Origin of the sequence: Brooklawnia cerclae, assembly GCF_011758645.1 — a bacterium.
In the GTDB taxonomy this organism is placed as follows: Bacteria; Actinomycetota; Actinomycetes; order Propionibacteriales; family Propionibacteriaceae; genus Brooklawnia; species Brooklawnia cerclae.
The window spans coordinates 88,906-104,848 of sequence record NZ_JAAMOZ010000005.1 but is presented as its reverse complement, the minus strand read 5'-3'; the positions used below and the strand labels follow the sequence as shown (position 1 = coordinate 104,848).

General features: G+C 70.9%; 15 protein-coding genes. 3 read left to right on the top strand and 12 right to left on the bottom strand.

What is annotated here, in order from left to right; all coding sequences use genetic code 11:
- Positions 1-53: 53 nt before the first annotated feature.
- The 7 genes from hemL to FB473_RS17190 form a co-directional block, all read right to left on the bottom strand.
- Positions 54-1,376, bottom strand: a complete 1,323-nt coding sequence (gene hemL / locus FB473_RS17220; protein WP_167171976.1) for a glutamate-1-semialdehyde 2,1-aminomutase — start codon at positions 1,374-1,376, stop codon at positions 54-56.
- Positions 1,373-2,353, bottom strand: coding sequence for a porphobilinogen synthase (gene hemB / locus FB473_RS17215; protein WP_167171973.1), 981 nt, complete (start codon positions 2,351-2,353; stop codon positions 1,373-1,375). Before hemB ends, hemL begins: the two co-directional genes overlap by 4 nt.
- The gene (locus tag FB473_RS17210) at positions 2,350-3,045 is read right to left on the bottom strand and encodes a uroporphyrinogen-III synthase (protein WP_167171969.1); all 696 of its coding nucleotides are present in this window, start codon (positions 3,043-3,045) and stop codon (positions 2,350-2,352) included. The genes hemB and FB473_RS17210 overlap by 4 nt, the downstream gene beginning before the upstream one ends.
- The gene (hemC, locus tag FB473_RS17205) at positions 3,042-3,965 is read right to left on the bottom strand and encodes a hydroxymethylbilane synthase (RefSeq protein WP_167172056.1); all 924 of its coding nucleotides are present in this window, start codon (positions 3,963-3,965) and stop codon (positions 3,042-3,044) included. Before hemC ends, FB473_RS17210 begins: the two co-directional genes overlap by 4 nt.
- A 117-nt stretch (positions 3,966-4,082) precedes the next feature.
- Positions 4,083-5,477, bottom strand: coding sequence for a serine/threonine-protein kinase (locus tag FB473_RS17200; RefSeq protein ID WP_167171966.1), 1,395 nt, complete (start codon positions 5,475-5,477; stop codon positions 4,083-4,085).
- A gap of 60 nt (positions 5,478-5,537) precedes the next feature.
- On the bottom strand, positions 5,538-6,125 hold the full coding sequence (locus tag FB473_RS17195; RefSeq protein ID WP_167171963.1) for a hypothetical protein: 588 nt from the start codon (positions 6,123-6,125) through the stop codon (positions 5,538-5,540).
- 40 nt (positions 6,126-6,165) lie between these two features.
- Positions 6,166-6,789, bottom strand: a complete 624-nt coding sequence (locus tag FB473_RS17190) for a hypothetical protein (protein ID WP_167171960.1) — start codon at positions 6,787-6,789, stop codon at positions 6,166-6,168.
- A gap of 122 nt (positions 6,790-6,911) precedes the next feature.
- On the opposite strand from FB473_RS17190, the gene FB473_RS17185 reads away from it, so the two are divergent.
- Positions 6,912-8,174 (top strand): MFS transporter, encoded by a 1,263-nt coding sequence (locus FB473_RS17185; protein WP_167171957.1) that lies wholly within the window; start codon positions 6,912-6,914, stop codon positions 8,172-8,174.
- Here FB473_RS17185 and FB473_RS17180 read toward each other — a convergent pair.
- Positions 8,159-8,659 (bottom strand): flavin reductase, encoded by a 501-nt coding sequence (locus tag FB473_RS17180; RefSeq protein ID WP_167171954.1) that lies wholly within the window; start codon positions 8,657-8,659, stop codon positions 8,159-8,161. The genes FB473_RS17185 and FB473_RS17180 overlap by 16 nt on opposite strands.
- Positions 8,660-8,805: 146 nt before the next feature.
- Between FB473_RS17180 and FB473_RS17175 the strand changes: the two genes are divergently transcribed.
- Positions 8,806-10,062 (top strand): sensor histidine kinase, encoded by a 1,257-nt coding sequence (locus FB473_RS17175; RefSeq protein ID WP_167171952.1) that lies wholly within the window; start codon positions 8,806-8,808, stop codon positions 10,060-10,062.
- On the top strand, positions 10,059-10,730 hold the full coding sequence (locus tag FB473_RS17170; RefSeq protein ID WP_341770161.1) for a response regulator: 672 nt from the start codon (positions 10,059-10,061) through the stop codon (positions 10,728-10,730). The genes FB473_RS17175 and FB473_RS17170 overlap by 4 nt, the downstream gene beginning before the upstream one ends.
- A gap of 179 nt (positions 10,731-10,909) precedes the next feature.
- On the opposite strand, the gene FB473_RS17165 is transcribed toward FB473_RS17170, so the two are convergent.
- The 4 genes from FB473_RS17165 to FB473_RS17150 are packed head-to-tail and all read right to left on the bottom strand — an operon-like array spanning position 10,910 to position 15,941.
- Positions 10,910-11,728 (bottom strand): class II aldolase/adducin family protein, encoded by an 819-nt coding sequence (locus tag FB473_RS17165; protein WP_167171948.1) that lies wholly within the window; start codon positions 11,726-11,728, stop codon positions 10,910-10,912.
- 38 nt (positions 11,729-11,766) lie between these two features.
- On the bottom strand, positions 11,767-13,332 hold the full coding sequence (locus FB473_RS17160) for a rhamnulokinase (protein ID WP_167171945.1): 1,566 nt from the start codon (positions 13,330-13,332) through the stop codon (positions 11,767-11,769).
- A 52-nt stretch (positions 13,333-13,384) separates the two neighbouring features.
- Complete coding sequence (gene rhaI, locus FB473_RS17155; RefSeq protein WP_167171941.1) at positions 13,385-14,566, bottom strand: L-rhamnose isomerase; 1,182 nt, start codon at positions 14,564-14,566, stop codon at positions 13,385-13,387.
- A 55-nt stretch (positions 14,567-14,621) separates the two neighbouring features.
- Positions 14,622-15,941, bottom strand: a complete 1,320-nt coding sequence (locus FB473_RS17150; protein WP_341770160.1) for an MFS transporter — start codon at positions 15,939-15,941, stop codon at positions 14,622-14,624.
- Between the last annotated feature and the right edge of the window lie 2 nt (positions 15,942-15,943).

The following is a 15,943-nucleotide window of genomic DNA, read 5'->3' as shown; positions in this document are numbered from 1 at the left end:
CCGCCCCCCGGTCACCCGGGGCCCACGGGGCGGCTGACGCCCGTCGGAGGAGGTCAGCCGACGACGCGCGCAGCGGCCTCGGCCCCGGCCCGCATGGCCCGATCGATGACCTCCAGGGCCTGGTCGTCGTGCGCTGCCGAGACGAACCAGGCCTCGAACGCGGAGGGCGGCAGCAGCACCCCGGCATCGTCCACGGCATGGAAGAACGCCTTGTGGGCGGCCAGGTCTTGGGCCTGGGCATCCGTGAAGTCGCGCACAGGCCGCTCGCCGGCCGACTCGCCGAAGAAGATCGAGAACAGGCTGCCGACCCGCTGCACCCGGTGGGGGACGCCGGCCGCGTCCAGGGCCCGGTGAGCCGAGTCGGTGACCGAGTCGGCGACGCGGTCGATGGTGGTCATCAGCGCCTCGTCCACGCGTGACAGGGTCGCGATGCCCGCCGCGGTCGCCAACGGGTTGCCCGACAGTGTGCCCGCCTGGTAGACGGGGCCGACGGGGGCCAGGAGCTCCATCAGGTCACGGGGCCCGCCGAGGGCCGCCAGCGGCATCCCACCGCCCACGACCTTCCCGAAGGTGAACAGGTCGGGCACCCAGCTCTCGCCGGCTTGTTGCTCGCGTCCCCACTCGCCGGTGAAGGAACACCGGAACCCGGTGAGCACCTCGTCGGCGATCATCAGGGCGCCGTGTGCGGCGGTGATCCGGCGGATGGCGGCGTTGAATCCGGCGTCCGGCACGATCACGCCCATGTTGGCCGGCGCGGGCTCGGTGATCACCGCGGCGATCTGGTCACCGCGCTCGGCGAACAGCGCCTCCAGTGCGTCGACATCGTTGTAGGGGACGACCAGCGTCAGCGCGGCGATCGCGTCGGGCACACCGGCCGAGCTGGGCCGTCCCGCCGTCGCCAGGCCGGATCCGGCCGCGACGAGCAGCGAATCACTGTGCCCGTGGTAGCAACCGGCGAACTTGACGAGCAGGTCGCGTCCCGTGGCGGCCCGCGCCAGGCGTATGGCGGTCATCGTCGCCTCGGTGCCGGTCGAGACGAACCGCACCTGCTCGACCGGGGCCACCCGTGCGCAGATCAGTTCGGCGAGGTCGACCTCGGCGGCCGTTGGTGCGCCGAAGCTCAGGGCGCGTCCGGCTGCTTCGCGGACCGCCGCCACCACCTCGGGGTGGGTGTGGCCGAGGATCGCCGGACCCCACGAGCCGATCAGGTCGACCAGACGGCGCCCCGACTCGTCGGTCACCCAGGCGCCCGAGGCGCTGCGCAGGAAGCGCGGAGTGCCGCCGACCGGACCCCAGGCCCGCACGGGGGAGCTGACCCCACCGGGGATCACCCGGCATGCCCGCTCGAACAACTCGGTGTCGTGTTCCGCGGTCACAGCGTCCGCCCCTCCCTCAGCCAGCCGGCCACCTCGGCGGCCCAGTACGTCAGCACGGTGTCGGCACCCGCCCGCCGGATCGACACCAGGGACTCGCCGATCGCACGCTCGCGGTCGATCCAGCCGTTGGCGGCCGCGGCCTCCAGCATCGCGTACTCACCCGACACCTGATAGGCGGCCACCGGCACCTGCACGGCGGCCCGCACGTCCGACAGCACGTCGAGGTAGAAGGTCGCGGGCTTGACCATGACGACGTCCGCGCCCTCGGCGATGTCGAGCAGGGCCTCCTTGAGCCCCTCCCGGGCGTTGCCCGGATCCATCTGGTAGGTACGTCGGTCGCCCTTCAGCTGGCTGTCGACCGCTTCACGGAAGGGGCCGAAGAGTGCGGAAGCGTACTTGGCCGAATAGGCGAGAATGCCGACGTCGATGTGGCCGGCCTCGTCCAGCGCCCGGCGGATCGCGGCCACCTGGCCGTCCATCATGCCGGACGGGGAGACCATGTGGGCACCCGCCTCGGCCTGGGCGACCGCCATCTGCTCGTACAGCGGGAGTGTCGCGTCGTTGTCGACCCGGCCGTCGGCGGTCACCACACCGCAGTGGCCGTGGTCGGTGAACTCGTCCAGACAGGTGTCGGCGATGACCACGACCGCGTCCCCGACCTCGGCGTGCACGGCCGCCGTGGCGCGGTTGAGGATGCCGTCGGGTGCCCACGCCGCCGAGCCGACCGCGTCGCGCAGGGCGGGCACCCCGAAGATGTCGATGCCGCCGACGCCGAGCTCGGCGCAACGGGTGGCCTCGGCTCGCAGCGAGTCCAGGCTGTGCTGGACGACGCCGGGCATCGAGGCGATCGGCCGGGGCTCGTCGAGCCCGTCGACGACGAACACCGGCAGCACCAGGCTGGATGCGTCGACGCGGGTCTCGCGGACGAGGTTCCTCATGGCCGCTGACGTGCGCAGGCGGCGTGGGCGGATGTTCATGCCAACACTCCTTGGATGGTGGACGAGACCGCTTGCCCGGTCGTGCCGGTCGAAACGGTGTGGGGGACGCCCAGGCGGGTCAGGGCGGCCGAGGTGGCCTCGCCGAGGGCGACGATCCCCGGTGTGCGGGGGAGGTCGACTGCCGGGGCGAGGGCCTCGACGGTCGAGGCGGACGAGAGCACACGGGCGTCCCACTGCGGCCATGCCCGTGCCACGTCCCTCACCGCTCCCGGATCGGGGACGGTCGTGTAGAGGTCGATGCGGTCGACGCCGTACCCGGACGCGGTGAGTGCGGAGCCCAGGGTGTCGTCGGCGAGCGCGGAGACCGCCACCAGCACCCGCGCCGGCGGCAGGTCGGCCAGCGCTCGGGCGAGCGCAGCCGCGCCTCCGGGTTGCGCGGCGACCAGGCCGACACGCCAGCCGGCCCGTGAGGCCGCAGCGGCGGTCGCGGGGCCACCCGCAGCCACCGGGACGCGGACGTCCACGCCGGTGAGCAACTCGACGGCCGTGGCCGAGGTGATGGCCAGCCAGGCTCCGGCGGGTGCCCGCGAGAGCCAGGACGCGACCGCGTCCACGGCTCCGGGGACGGGCCGGTTCGCGACGACCCGCATGCAGTCGACCCCGAACCCGGCGGCGGCGATGGCCTCGCTCACCCGTCCCGGACGCCCGGTGTACAGCACGCGTCGGGTCACTGGCGCGACCCCGGGGACGACAGGTCGCAGATGGCCCCCGCCCCGGCGGCGAGCAGATCGGCGGCGAGCCCCAACCCGGCCTTGCGGCATCCTTCCGGGGAGGCCGGCAACTGGGTTTCGAGGACGACGCGTTCGGTGCCGTCGAGGCTCATCACGACGGCTGTGAGCACGCCGCGAGACAGGTCGGTGGTCACCCCGACCGGGGCGGCGCAACCGCTGCCGAGGCCCTCGAGCACCGAGCGTTCCGCGGCCGCGGCCCGGCGGGCCTCCGGATCCTCGAGGAGGGCGAGGACGGTGGCGAGCCCGGGGTCCGTGTCGACCTTCGACTCCACCGCGAGGCATCCCTGGCCCGGCGCCCAGGCGAAGTCGAGCACCTCACTGACGACGTCGGCCAGGCCCAGACGGCGCAACCCGGCATTGGCCAGGACGACGGCGTCGAGGTCGGCGTCCTGGCCGAGGACCCTGGCCACTCGTGTGGGCACGTTGCCACGCAGATCGACGACCACGAGGCCGGGACGGCGTGCGCGCACCTGGGCCGCACGGCGCGGCGACCCGGTGCCGACCCGCGCACCGTCCGGAAGATCGTCGAGCCCGATGCCGTCCCTGGAGACGAGCGCGTCGTGCGGGTCCTCCCGCGTCGGGACGCACGCGATCCGCAGCCCGGCAGCAGACCCGGTGGGCAGGTCCTTGAGCGAGTGGACCGCCAGGTCGATCTCGCCCGACAGCAGTGCGGTGCGTACCGCATCGGCGAACACGCCGATTCCCCCGAGCCTGCTCAACGGGGTCTGGTCGACGTCTCCCCGGGTGGTGATGGGCTTGAGCTCGGCGTCCAATCCGTGGCGCGCGAGGGCGTCTCTCACCTGTCGCGCCTGGGTCATGGCCAGGTCGCTCGACCGGGTACCTACGAGAAACGACACCAGATCATTGTCGCACGCCGCGCGCGCGACGCCAGGTCTGGGGACGCGCGGTGGGCGGCGTCGTCAGGTGTGGCCGACGGCGATCACGGGAGAGGCCGCGCCGCCGACGGGCAGGTCTCTTCAACCGGCGGGCTCGGTCGTAGCCGGCTGCGAGGTGTCTATCGATTCGGGCGGGGTGGGCTCTTCGGTCGGTGTGTGAGTGGTGGTGATGGTGACGGGCGGCGGCTGGTAGGTCACCGTCGTCGTCGGCGCCTGGGTCGGGGCCTCGGTCGTCGGCCAGAAGGTCGTCTCGGGTACGTAGGTGGTGTCGTCGGTGGGGGTGACCGAGGACGACGGCGTCCGGCTGGCCGTCTGCATGGGCGAACTGGTTCGGGTGACGGTGTTCGTCAACGTCACGGTGGGGCTGGGCTGAGGCCTGCCGGGGGCCACCCACGAGTAGACGAGGGCCGCCAGGAGCCCGACGACGAGCAGCCCCATCAGCCATCGTCCGGGACGACGCCACGCGGAGCCACCCACCCTGGTCACGGCCTCGGTCTCGGCCGTGGCCTGCTTGGCGTCGGACGAGACGAGGGGGTCCTGGTCCACGACGGGCAGATCGGCGGCTGCACCGACCCCGGAGGGCAGGGTCACCGTCGGGGCCATGCGCGGGTCGGCGGTGATGGCGAGCAGCTCCCGGGACACCTCGCTGGCGGTCGGCCGGATGCTCGGGTCCTTGGCGAGCATGCGGGCCACCAGCGTGTCGAGCGCGGGCGGGACGTCGGGGCTCAGCTCTCCCAAGGGGACGGGCGGGTCGAAGGCCTGCGAATGGGCGATCGCGACCGAGTTGTCGGCCATGAAGGGCGGGTGCCCGAGGAACAGGTAGTACAGGACGCAGCCCAGCGAGTACACGTCGGAGGCCGGGCCCACGATCTGGCCGCGCGCCTGCTCGGGTGACATGTAGGCGGCGGTGCCGATGGCCGTGGCCGGACGCGTCAGCTGCGTGCCCGACTCGTCCACGAGCCGCGCGATGCCGAAGTCGACGAGCACCGGGTGCCCGAGTTCGGGGCGCTCCAGCAGGTCGGGCAGCGTCCCGTCGGCGTCGGGCTGGGCGTGGAGGACGATGTTCGCGGGCTTGACGTCGCGGTGGGTGATGCCGGCGTCGTGTGCGGCCTGCAGGCCGGAGGCGACCTCGGCGAGCAACGGCATGCCGACGGCGAACGACACGGGACCGCGCTGCTTCACCAGCGTGTTCAGGTTCGGGCCGGTGAGAAGCTCCATGACCAGCCAGCCGCGGGCGTCGTCGGCGCCGGTGTCGTAGACCTGGACGATGGCCGGGTGGTTGACCCCGGCGATCGCCACGCCCTCGCGGCGGAAGCGCTCGGCGGTGGCGGGATCACGCGCGCCCGCGAGGTCGACGATCTTGATCGCGACGGCGCGATGGAGCAGGGTGTCGACGGCTTCCCATACGTTGCCGGTGGCTCCCTTCCCGATGGTGCGGACCAGCGTGTAGCGGCCGGCGATTGCCTCGGGATCCATGTCTCCATCCTGCCGCAACCCGGGCGCCTCTCGCACCGTGGGCCGATCTGTGTCTGGTGGTCAGCTCGCGACGTCGGCGAGCTCGGGGTCCCCGGGCTTCCGGTGACCGGGAACGGCCGCGAGCAGGGCGTGGTTGATGCCGGCACCGCGTCCGAAATCGGTGATCGTGGTGGGCAGATCGGGGGACGCGAAGACCGTGACGACGAACCAGCCGGGATGATCGGCGGACTCGCGCACGTCCACCAGGTGCACGCCCTTGCGGTACAGGAAGCTGCCCGGCCGTTCGCACAGGGCCGTGGTGGAGGTGACGCGGGTGACGCTCATGCGCTGGCCGGTGAGCACCTGACCCATGGCGTTCCAGATGGCACGCTGCTGGTGGCCGGAGTAGACCTGCCCGAACGACCACGGCCCCGACGAGGCAAGGGCGTCCTCGTCGCGCCTGCCGAGCCAGAAGTGCATGCCGACGAGCACCAGCGCGATGACGACCAACCCGACGGTGACGATCCACCCGGTGCGTGCACCGATCTTGAACCCCGCGACGACCAGCCCGAAGACCGCCGCCGCGAGGATGACGAAGAGCGCCGAGCGGTAGATTCGCCGGAAACGCCGATGATGCCTCTGTTCCGAGGCCAGGATCTCGCTGTCCATGGTGCACCCACCCTACAATCCGCGCGCCAGGACCTCGGAATCAGCCGCCCTGGGCGTCCAGACGCGCGACCGTGCCGAGTACCTCGTTGCCGCGGCGGAACGACAGGCCGTAGTCGGCCAGGTCAAAGGGACGTTGCGGCTGCGAGCACACGGTGACCACTGTCGTGCCCGGTTGGTCGGACGACGGCCGGACGTCCACGAGGCACAGGTGGGGGGCGAGCTGCCAGCGTGGGCCGGTCCGTACGCCGAGGGTCGTGGCCCCGGCCGGGGGTCGGATCGATTCCGGAACATCGAGCAGCGGCGCGATGACCGGCCACACCTGCGCCGGGCGGAGCGTGGTGCGCGTCTGGCCACGGGGCGGCAGACCGGACATCAGGGGGCCCGCGTCCTGCCCGGGCCGCGACGCATGGAGGCGCCGGGCCACCACCTCGGTGCCCAGCTGCACCCCGACCGCGGCCAGAGCCACCCCGGCGACCAGGGTGATCGTCCAGCCCACCCGTGGGACGAGATGGCCGTTCCCCAACGGGCCCAGGCCGGCGACCGACAGGGCCACCATGACCACGGCCACGATGCCGAACGTGATCAGGTACTCGCGCAGCCAGCGTCTCACCACGTTGTCGCGGGCGGCTGCGAGGATCTCGGCGTCCGGCGCTGGGGTAGCCATGAGGTGAAGCGTACTGGGTGCGGCGTGGGCTGGGGCGAGGCGCATGCCGGTGATCGACCCTGCGTCGCATCAGCCAGTGGAAGTCGTTCGCGTTTCCTGGCGCTCAGGGTCAGACTGGGCAGGTGGGAGTCGACGCAGTTGTCCGCAGAGGCGCCTGGCGTGCCGTCGTCGGATTCGGGCTGGTGAGCCTGTTGTCGGACGTCGTGGCCGACGGGTCGAAGTCGATCGTCGGCCCCTTTCTGCAATCGCTGGGCGCCACGGCCTTCGTCACGGGTCTCGTGGGCGGCCTTGCCGAGGCGACCAGCCTGGTGTTGCGCCTGGTGTTCGGGCCGGTGGCCGATCGCAAGGGCAGCTACTGGCGCCTCACCATGGTCGGGTATGCGATGACCGCGGTCTTCGTCCCGCTGCTGGCGCTCACCCCGTTCCTCGGCTCGGTCGGCCTGGTGGTGGCATCGTCCCTCGTGGTCGCTGAGCGCCTCGGCAAAGCCATCCGCAGTCCGTCGAAGTCCGTGCTGCTCGCAAGAGTCACCGGGATCGTCGGGCACGGTAAGGGGTTCGGTGTTCACAAGGCGCTGGACGAGATGGGTGCGCTGCTGGGCCCCCTGATCGTGGCCGGTGTGATCGCCCTCACCGGGCACATGTGGGCTGCGCTGGCGGTGCTGATCGTCCCGGGGCTCATCAGCCTTGCCGTCCTCGCGTGGCTACGGGTCCACGCTGTGGGCTCGGTCGAGACCGTGGCGTCGTCCGGCCCCGATCCGAGCGCCGTTCGGGAGGACAAACCAGACGAGGTGGGCCGTGGCTGGTGGGTGGCAGGGCTAGGCGACGGTCTCGGTGGCGGTTTCCTCTGGTTCGCGGCTTCGTCGGCGCTGACCACGGCGGGTCTGGTGAGTTTCACCGTGATCTCCTATCACATGGCGGACGCCGCGTTGGTTCCGCTGTGGGCGGTGCCCTTGGTGTTCGCGGCAGGTCAGGCGACCGCCGCCGTGGCAGCGGTCGCTGCGGGTGCCGCGTATGACCGCGTGGGGGCACGGGTGCTCTATGCGGTGCCGGTGCTGGTCGCCGTCGTGCCGGTGCTGGCCTTCGGCGAGTCGCTCGGCGCGGTGGTCGCGGGCGTGATCGTGTGGGGCGCGGCCGGTGGTCTGCAGGACTCGACTGTCAAAGCGCTCATCGCCGACCTTGTCGCGCCCGAACGCCGGGCGACGGCTTTCGGGGTGTTCGCGGCCGTTCAGGGGAGTGCCGCCGTGCTCGGCGGGGTGCTTTCGGGGGCGCTGTACCAAAACGCACTGCCGATACTCGTCGTGATCATAGGGGTGTTCCAGGTTGCGGCAGGACTACTGCTGGCAGCAACCCTGCGTCGCCGAGCGGCCGGTCAGCCCAGTTCGTAGCGTCCGCGCCGGTGCGCGAGCGGGTGGTCGTCGTCCCCGATCACGATCGTCCGTACGCGGCAGGTGACGAGCAGCAGCCAGCCGAGCGGGGCGATCGACTCCACCTCCATGCCCGCCCAGGTGCCGGCGTCGTCGGGTACCGGGCCCCACTCGGTGTCGGCCCAACGGGTCAGGCGGAAGGGCCCGCCGGGTGCCGGGCCACCGGCGAACGCCTCCGCCAGCGCGAGGTGATGCGATTCGAGCAACGTCGTGGTGCACAGGCCCGTCGTCCCCACGGCATCGGCGAAATCCGAGTCGGGATTGACGGCGGCGACCGCGCGCCAGGGGTCGCCCGCGACCAGGAGCTGGGACGACACCGTCAGCCCCGCGCCGCTGGCGGCGGTGCCCGTGGCCCACAGGGCGACGCGCCCACCCAGCCGGCCGCGGAACCGGCGGCCCGGATCGCGCATCGCCTCCTGGAAGGGGTGCTCGCTGTGGATGCTCACGATTCCGACGCTAGCCGACAGGACAACCGTTGCGCGCCCAGCCGCGCAACGTGGCGTCGGCCGGCTCCTCGCTCATCCCGCCGGATGACCGGGAACCCATCCGACGAGGGACGACGCCCGGCCGGAGACCTGCCTAGGCTGCGTCCATGACGTTCAGCAGGATCGGTGCCTTCATGGCCGCGCACCCCTGGGTGGCCGACCTCGGCCTGGTCCTGCTGCTTCTCCCGTTCGTCGTGGGCTTCCAGACCTCCCTGGCGAACGCTACCCAGTCCGAGGGGTGGTACGTCGCGTGGGGCGTCGCCTACGTCGTGCCGCTCCTGTGGCGCCGGACCAACCCCGACCTCGCCGGGCTGCTCCTGATCGTTCCCCACATCGTCCAGCTCGTCGTCATCGACGAGTTCGTGATCGGCAACTTCGTCGTCCTGCCGATCATCCACGCGGTGGCCAAGTCGTCGCGGCATCCCAACCTGTGGCTGGCCGCCGGTCTGGTCTCGTCCGTGCTCGGCGGCCTGGACGTCGTGTTCGGCCCACAGGGTTTCCGCGGCGATCCGGGCGATCTGAGGAGCGCCCTGACACTGGCAGGAGTGGACGCGGCGGCCTGCGCGCTGCTGGTGATCGTGGCCTGGGTGTTCGGGCGCATCGACCACCACCGGCAACTCGCCGAGCGGAGCGAGGGGGAACGGGCGGCGGTCGTCGAGCGGGCACAGCTTCAGCAGCGCGAACTGGCGATCCAGCAGGAACGCTCCCGCATCGCGCGCGACATGCACGACATCGTCGCCCACTCGCTCTCGTTGATCGTCGTCCAGGCGGACGGGGCCGGCTATCTCATCGACCGCCCGGGTGACCCCGAGGAGCGGCTGGAGGCCGCGAGCCGAACCCTCGGGGTGATCCGGACGACCGCGCACAACGCGCTGGACGAGACACGCCGCATCGTGGGAGTGCTGCGCACCGACGGCGAGAGCGCGGAACTCGCCCCGACGGTCGGGCTGGACGACATCGCGGCCCTCGTCCGCAACGTACGGGACGCGGGGCTGCCGGTGGGGTTCGAGGTCGTGGGCCGGCCGGACGACCACGCTCCGCTCGGCGCGGGTGCCGGGACCGCCGCATACCGCGTGGTCCAGGAGGCTCTGACGAACGTCATCAAGCACGCCGGCCCGGGGGCGCACGCCACCGTGCAGTTGCGGCACACCCCCGCGGGTCTGCACATCCACGTCACCGACGACGGACGGGGCCATGATCCCGTCGACGGCCTGGGACACGGGTTGATCGGCATGCGCGAGCGCATGGCGGCGTTCCGTGGCACGCTGGTGGCCCGGGAGCGCGCGGCGGGCGGGTTCGAGGTGATCGCCGACCTGCCTGCGAGCGAGGTGGGCATCGCGGTCGACGAGGAGGACAACGGGTGACGATCAGGCTCGTGCTGGCCGATGACCAGCAGATGGTGCGCGTCGGGTTCCGCATGGTGCTGGACGCCCAGTCCGACATGACTGTGGTCAGCGAGGCGGGCACGGGGCACGAGGCGCTCGCGGCGGTGCGGGAGCACGACCCGGACGTGGTGCTCATGGACATCCGCATGCCCGACATGGACGGCATCGAGGCCACCCGGCGTGTCGTCGCGTCCGGTGCGCGGGCACGGGTGCTCGTCCTCACGACCTTCGACCTGGACGACTACGTGTTCGCCGCGCTGCAGGCGGGAGCCTCGGGGTTCCTGCTGAAGGACGCGGGCCCGGCCGACCTGCTGTCGGCGATCCGGGCCGTGCATTCCGGCAACGCGGTCGTGGCCCCCAGCGTCACCCGTCGGCTGCTGGAACGTTTCCTGCCCAGCATGCCGGACGAGTCGGTCCCGGCAACGGATGCCCGGGAGCGTCTCGGCCTGCTGAGCGATCGCGAGCAGGAGGTGCTCGGCCTGGTGGCACGGGGTCTGACCAACCAGGAGATCGCCGAGCGGCTGTTCGTCGCCGAGGCGACCGTGAAGACCCACGTCAGCCACATCCTCACCAAGCTCGACCTGCGCGACCGCGTCCACATGGTCGTCTTCGCCTACGACGCGGCCCTCGTGCGCCCGGCGGGGTGACCGGCGGCGCCACGTGCGGTGGCCGCACCGTGACTCAGTTCCTTCAATTCGCTGGGCGTCTTCATGGCTTCCGGCTCTGGCAAGGAAGAATGCCCGGGCTGGTTGCGGGTGAGCGAGATTTGAAGGAAGTCTGTCACGCGGAGCCGGGCGACCGAGCCGTCGGCCCGGCCGGGGAGGCTCTAGAACAGGTCGGTGTCGACGCCGAACGCCTCGACCACGCGGTGCCCCTCCTCGGCCAGGAGGCCTTCGCCCGTGCCCCCGATCGCGAGGTTGCGGTACTCGTACATCGCACCCGTCTCGACGTATTCGACCTTGTCGACCGCGGCCAGCGGGGAGTCGTCCGAGCGCACCATGAGGCCGTGCTTGCTCCACAGGACGATCTGGTGGTCGCGTAGCGCCTCCACGTTGTTGAGTCCCAGCTCCTCGCTACCGGGCACCATGAAGCCGAGCACCTTGATCCCCCCGGGCAACTGGACGATGGTCTCGGGCTCCCAGCGCAGCACGGCCCGGTTGAAGGCCTCGTCGTTGCGCAGGGCGGGGATGTGCGAGAGCTGGACCAGGTACGGCGGCTGGGCGTGGATGACCGCCTGGAAGTCGAGCCCGCGCCGGGTCACCTGGTCCTCGTGGACGCCCAGGTGGGAGTTGAACTCCGAGGTCGGCCTGACGAAGGTGCGCCGAGGGGACGTGCGCCACGTGGCTGTCGTGCCCCCGTCGTCCACGATGATCACGGAGACGTTGGCGGTGGGGTCCTCGCCGATCTCGCGGAGCCTGCTCCCCGAGCCGGTGACGAAGAACGTCCATCCGGCAAGGCCCGGGACCTGCACCGGGAGGTCGATGGAGGAGACCTCCGGGAAGAAGTCGTCGAGGTCGGCCGGGGTCTGCCTGATCGACACCGAGATGTTGCCCGCGCCCGCCTCGCAGGCGCCGATGTGGTCGAGGCGTGCTCCGGCCTTCCCCATGGAGTCGAGGATCGCCGCTGCGGTGGTGGGATGGGTCATTGTTCCTCCTGGTTGGTGTGTTCCGTCGGCTCGTGCGGTCACGAGCCGAGTCCGTCGACGACGGCCGCGGCTGGGGTTCGCCGGGGGTTGAGGACGCGGCGCTCAGCCTCGTCCCACAGGACTTCCGCCCCCGGGGTGGGAGCGTAGTGGTCGGTCTCGACCGATCGCTCCACGACGAGGCGCAGTGCGTCGAGCCCGCCGCGCAGGGCGCCGATGGCTCGCAGTTGCACGAGCATGTTCCCGACCGCCGTGCCCTCCACGGGGCCGGCGACGACCGGCAGGCCGGTGGCGTCGGCGGTGAGTTGGCACAGAAGGCGGTTCTTCGACCCGCCGCCGACGACATGGACCGCCCCGATGGCCGAACCCGACAGCCGGGTGGCTTCGCGGAGGGCGCGGCGGTAGGCCACGACGAGTGACTCGGTGATCGAGCGAAGATACTCTCCGCGGTGCCGGGGGATGGGTTCGCCGGCTCGCTCCGCCCATTCGTCGATGCGCGTGGTCATGACACCGGGGGCGGCGAAGACCGGGTCGTTGACGTCGAACAGGGTGCGCATGGGTGTAGCCGCCTCCGTCTCGGCGGTCACCTCCGGCCACGGCATCTGGCGGCCCGCGTCCTCGTCGCGCCACTGCCGCAGGCACTCCTGCTGCACCCACATGCCGGTGATGTTCTTCAGATACCGGACGGTGCCGTCCAACCCCAGCTCGTTGGTGAAGTTGGCGCGCCTGGACGCCGGCGTCCGCACCGGGGCGTCGAGCTCGACGCCGACGAGCGACCAGGTCCCAGACGAGATGAACCCGAACGTGGCGCCGGGATCGCTGTGGTCGTGCGTGGCGGGAACGGCCACGACCGCCGAGGCCGTGTCGTGGGACGCGACCGCGATGAGCGGTGACGGGGCACCCGTGTGGGTCCGCAGGTCCACGGAGCCGAGATGCACGGGCCCCACCACGGTGCCGGGCTCGACCAGGGGCGGCAGGATCGCGGGCACATCCGCGTGCAGGCCCTCACGGAGCGTCGTGAGGATCCGGGGGCTCCAGCGTCGCGTCGCCGGGTCGATCAGACCGGTCGTCGAGGCGTTCGACACCTCGCAGATCCTCTGGCCGGTGAGCCAGTAGCCGAGCAGGTCGGGGATCAGGAGCATCTGGCGGGTCAGGGCGTCGCGGGCCAGGCAGGTGTCGGCGACCAGCTGGAACATGGTGTTGAAGGGCTGGAACTGGATGCCGTTGAGGGCGTACAGCTCCTCGGGGGGAAGGGCCGAGTGGACGCGCTCGACGGCGGTGGCCGTGCGCTCCGAGCGATAGGACATGGGGTTGCCCAGCAGGCGTCCGTCGGCGTCGAGCAGGCCGTAGTCCACCCCCCACGTGTCGATCCCGACGGCGTCCACCGGGCCGCGCCGGGCGGCCTCACGCAGCCCGGCGCGGATCCCCTCCCACAGCGACAGGACGTCCCACTGCAGGTCGTCACCGCTGTCGAAGGGGACGCGCACCGGCGCGTTGGGGAAGCGCGAGCACTCGTCGACCGTGAGAACCCCGTCGGCCGACAGCGTGCCGATGAGCACGCGGCCGCTGGAGGCCCCCAGGTCGATGGCGGCGACTGTCCATGTCATGCTCGGCGTCTTCCTCGGTGTGAGTGCGGTTGCTCGGCAGATCGCGGCCGGGTCATGCTCCCCAGCCGGCCTGCTGGCCGCCGACGCGTTCGGCGGCGACCTTCTCCAGATAGCCGGAGCGCAGGAAGGCGCCGTAGGGGTCGGGGTCGAGGCCCTTCTCCTCGCGCAGTTCGCGCAGCAGCGGGCGGACGTCGGTGCTGTAGGCGTCCATGAGGACGGTGTTGGCGCCGAGGACGTCGTGGTCGGCCTGCGCGCGGGCCAGCGCGTCCCGGTCGACGAGGAGTGCCTTCGCGGTCGCCTCCTGGACGTTGAGGGCCGAGCGGATCTCGCCGGGGATCTTGTCCTCGAGCTGGTGGCACTGGTCGAGCATGAAGTTGACGCCCGACTTCTCGGTGTCGAGCGCGTCGAGGCTGACGATCTCGTTCAGGATCCTGAACAGCTGGAACGGGTCGGCCGCGCCGACCATCAGGTCGTCGTCGGCGTAGAAGCGCGAGTTGAAGTCGAACGCCCCCAGTCGGCCGGCCCTCAGGAGTTGCACCACGATGAACTCGACGTTCGTGCCCGGCGCGTGGTGTCCGGTGTCGAGGCAGACGGTGGCCCGCTCGCCGAGGCTGAGCACCTGGAGCAGTGCGGTGCCCCAGTCGGGAACGTCGGTGTGGTAGAAGGCCGGCTCGAAGAACTTGTACTCGAGCAGGAGTTGCTGGTCGTCGGCGAGGTACGCGTAGATCTGTGCGAGCGAGTCCGCGAGCCGATCCTGACGACCGGAGATGGAATCCTGGCCGGGGTAGTTCGTCCCGTCGCCGAGCCAGATCTTCAGGGTGTCGGAGCCCGTGGCGCCCATGATGTCGATGCAGTGCTTGTGGGCGTCGATCGCCTTGGCGCGGATCGCCGGATCGGAGTTGGTCAGCGATCCGAACTTGTAGTCGTCGTCCTGGAAGACGTTCGAGTTGATGTTCCCGAGGACGACGCCGTTGTCACGGGCGAACTGGGCGAGCTTGCCGTAGTCGTCGACCTCGTCCCAGGGGATGTGGAGCGAGACCCGCGGGGTGATGCCGGTGAAGGCGTTGACCTGCGCGGCGTCCGCGATCTTCTCGTACGGATCGCGGGGTGTCCCCGGGGTCGAATAGACCTTGAACCGGGTGCCGGCGTTGCCGAACGCCCACGAGGCCAACTCGATGGTCTGGGTGGACAGGAGGCGGTGGGCCTCGGGGGTGAGGTTGCTGAGCGAGACCATGTGATGGTGCTCCTTCGTGGTTGTGATGGGTGTGGGCGGAAGCGAGCGTTGCCGGTCAGCCGGCCGGCACCTGTTCCGTGTCGATCGGCCCGGCGGAGACGACCTCGCCGTACCGTTCGCGTTCGATCTCGTCCAGAGCCTTGCCCTGGGTGTGCGGGGTCCAGATGGTGCCGATGATCAGGTTCGCCGTGAGGAAGCCGATGAGGATCAGCCCGTTGATCACCAGCCCGTTGGGACGGGCGAGGATGACGGGGAAGATCAGCGAGATGAGGCCGGACATCAGGCGCACCGCGAAGAAGATGATTCCCTGGGCACCGGCGCGATAGGGGGTCGCGAAGAGCTCCGGGGACCAGACCGAGTAGAAGGCCTGGGCCGAGGGGCCGGCCGACAGGCCCCACAGGATCGCGTATCCGAAGGCGGTGGCGCCCGCCGTCGGGGACCCGAAGACCAGGACGATCCAGGCGACGATCGCCAGCGCCGCGCCGAGCGCGAAATGCCACCGGTAGGAGACCCTGTCGACGAGGAACATGAAGGCCAGCGTGCTGAGGATGACCACGCCCCACGACAGCATCGAGAACAGGTCCGCCTCGAGCGTCTCGTAGCCCATGGACGTGAGGATCGTCGGCAGGAAGATCCCGTTCTGGCTGGCCGCCTGGTTCCAGAACGTGTAGATGGCGGCGAGGAAGAGCAGTGCGGTGATGTTCGCCTTGCGGCTGAACAGGGCACGGAACGAGGCCCACATCGAGGGCGGCTTCGCGTCCGCTCCGCCCTTGGCGTCGGCCCATGCCTGGGACTCGTCGAGCCCCTGCCGGACGTACCACGTGATCAGGGCGATGACGACGAGGTGGGCGAAGACGATGCGAGACCCGATCAACCCCAGCGGGGCGAGCGCGGCGGCCAGGCCGAATCCGATGAACGGCCCGAACGACCAGGCCAGCTGGGTGGCGGCCACATGGCGTCCGCGCCGGTTGGGCGGTGCGAACTCCGCGATGTAGGTCCATCCGGCGGGCACCGAGGCGCCCACGGCGAGACCGATGATGACGAATCCGATGAAGAGCATCGCGAGGTTCATCGCGAAGGTGACGATGAGCCCTCCGAGCGCGTAGACGAGAAGGTCGTAGGTGTAGATGAACTTCCGGCCGTACTTGTCGCACAGGGGGCCGCCGATGAGGGCGCCGATCGCCGCGCCGAACGCGTTGGAGCTGAAGGCGGCGAGCAGGCCGGCGATGGTGCCGTCGTCACCCGGGAAGTACGCGGACCCCCAGAAGCCGAGGGACGTGGCGATGGCGATGATCGAGCCGGAGTCGATGTAGTTCGACATCGATACGGCGGCTGTGGCTTTCCAGCCTGTCAGGTGGTGTCGTGTCTGTGTCACGG

What these genes read in the sequence shown, in the direction of transcription:
- hemB (WP_167171973.1), bottom strand. Translation starts at nt 2,353, where the DNA reads ATGAACATCCGCCCACGCCGCCTGCGCACGTCAGCGGCCATGAGGAAC.
- FB473_RS17200 (WP_167171966.1), bottom strand. Translation starts at nt 5,477, where the DNA reads ATGGATCCCGAGGCAATCGCCGGCCGCTACACGCTGGTCCGCACCATC.
- FB473_RS17195 (WP_167171963.1), bottom strand. Translation starts at nt 6,125, where the DNA reads ATGGACAGCGAGATCCTGGCCTCGGAACAGAGGCATCATCGGCGTTTC.
- FB473_RS17190 (WP_167171960.1), bottom strand. Translation starts at nt 6,789, where the DNA reads ATGGCTACCCCAGCGCCGGACGCCGAGATCCTCGCAGCCGCCCGCGAC.
- FB473_RS17175 (WP_167171952.1), top strand. Translation starts at nt 8,806, where the DNA reads ATGACGTTCAGCAGGATCGGTGCCTTCATGGCCGCGCACCCCTGGGTG.
- FB473_RS17165 (WP_167171948.1), bottom strand. Translation starts at nt 11,728, where the DNA reads ATGACCCATCCCACCACCGCAGCGGCGATCCTCGACTCCATGGGGAAG.
- FB473_RS17160 (WP_167171945.1), bottom strand. Translation starts at nt 13,332, where the DNA reads ATGACATGGACAGTCGCCGCCATCGACCTGGGGGCCTCCAGCGGCCGC.
- rhaI (WP_167171941.1), bottom strand. Translation starts at nt 14,566, where the DNA reads ATGGTCTCGCTCAGCAACCTCACCCCCGAGGCCCACCGCCTCCTGTCC.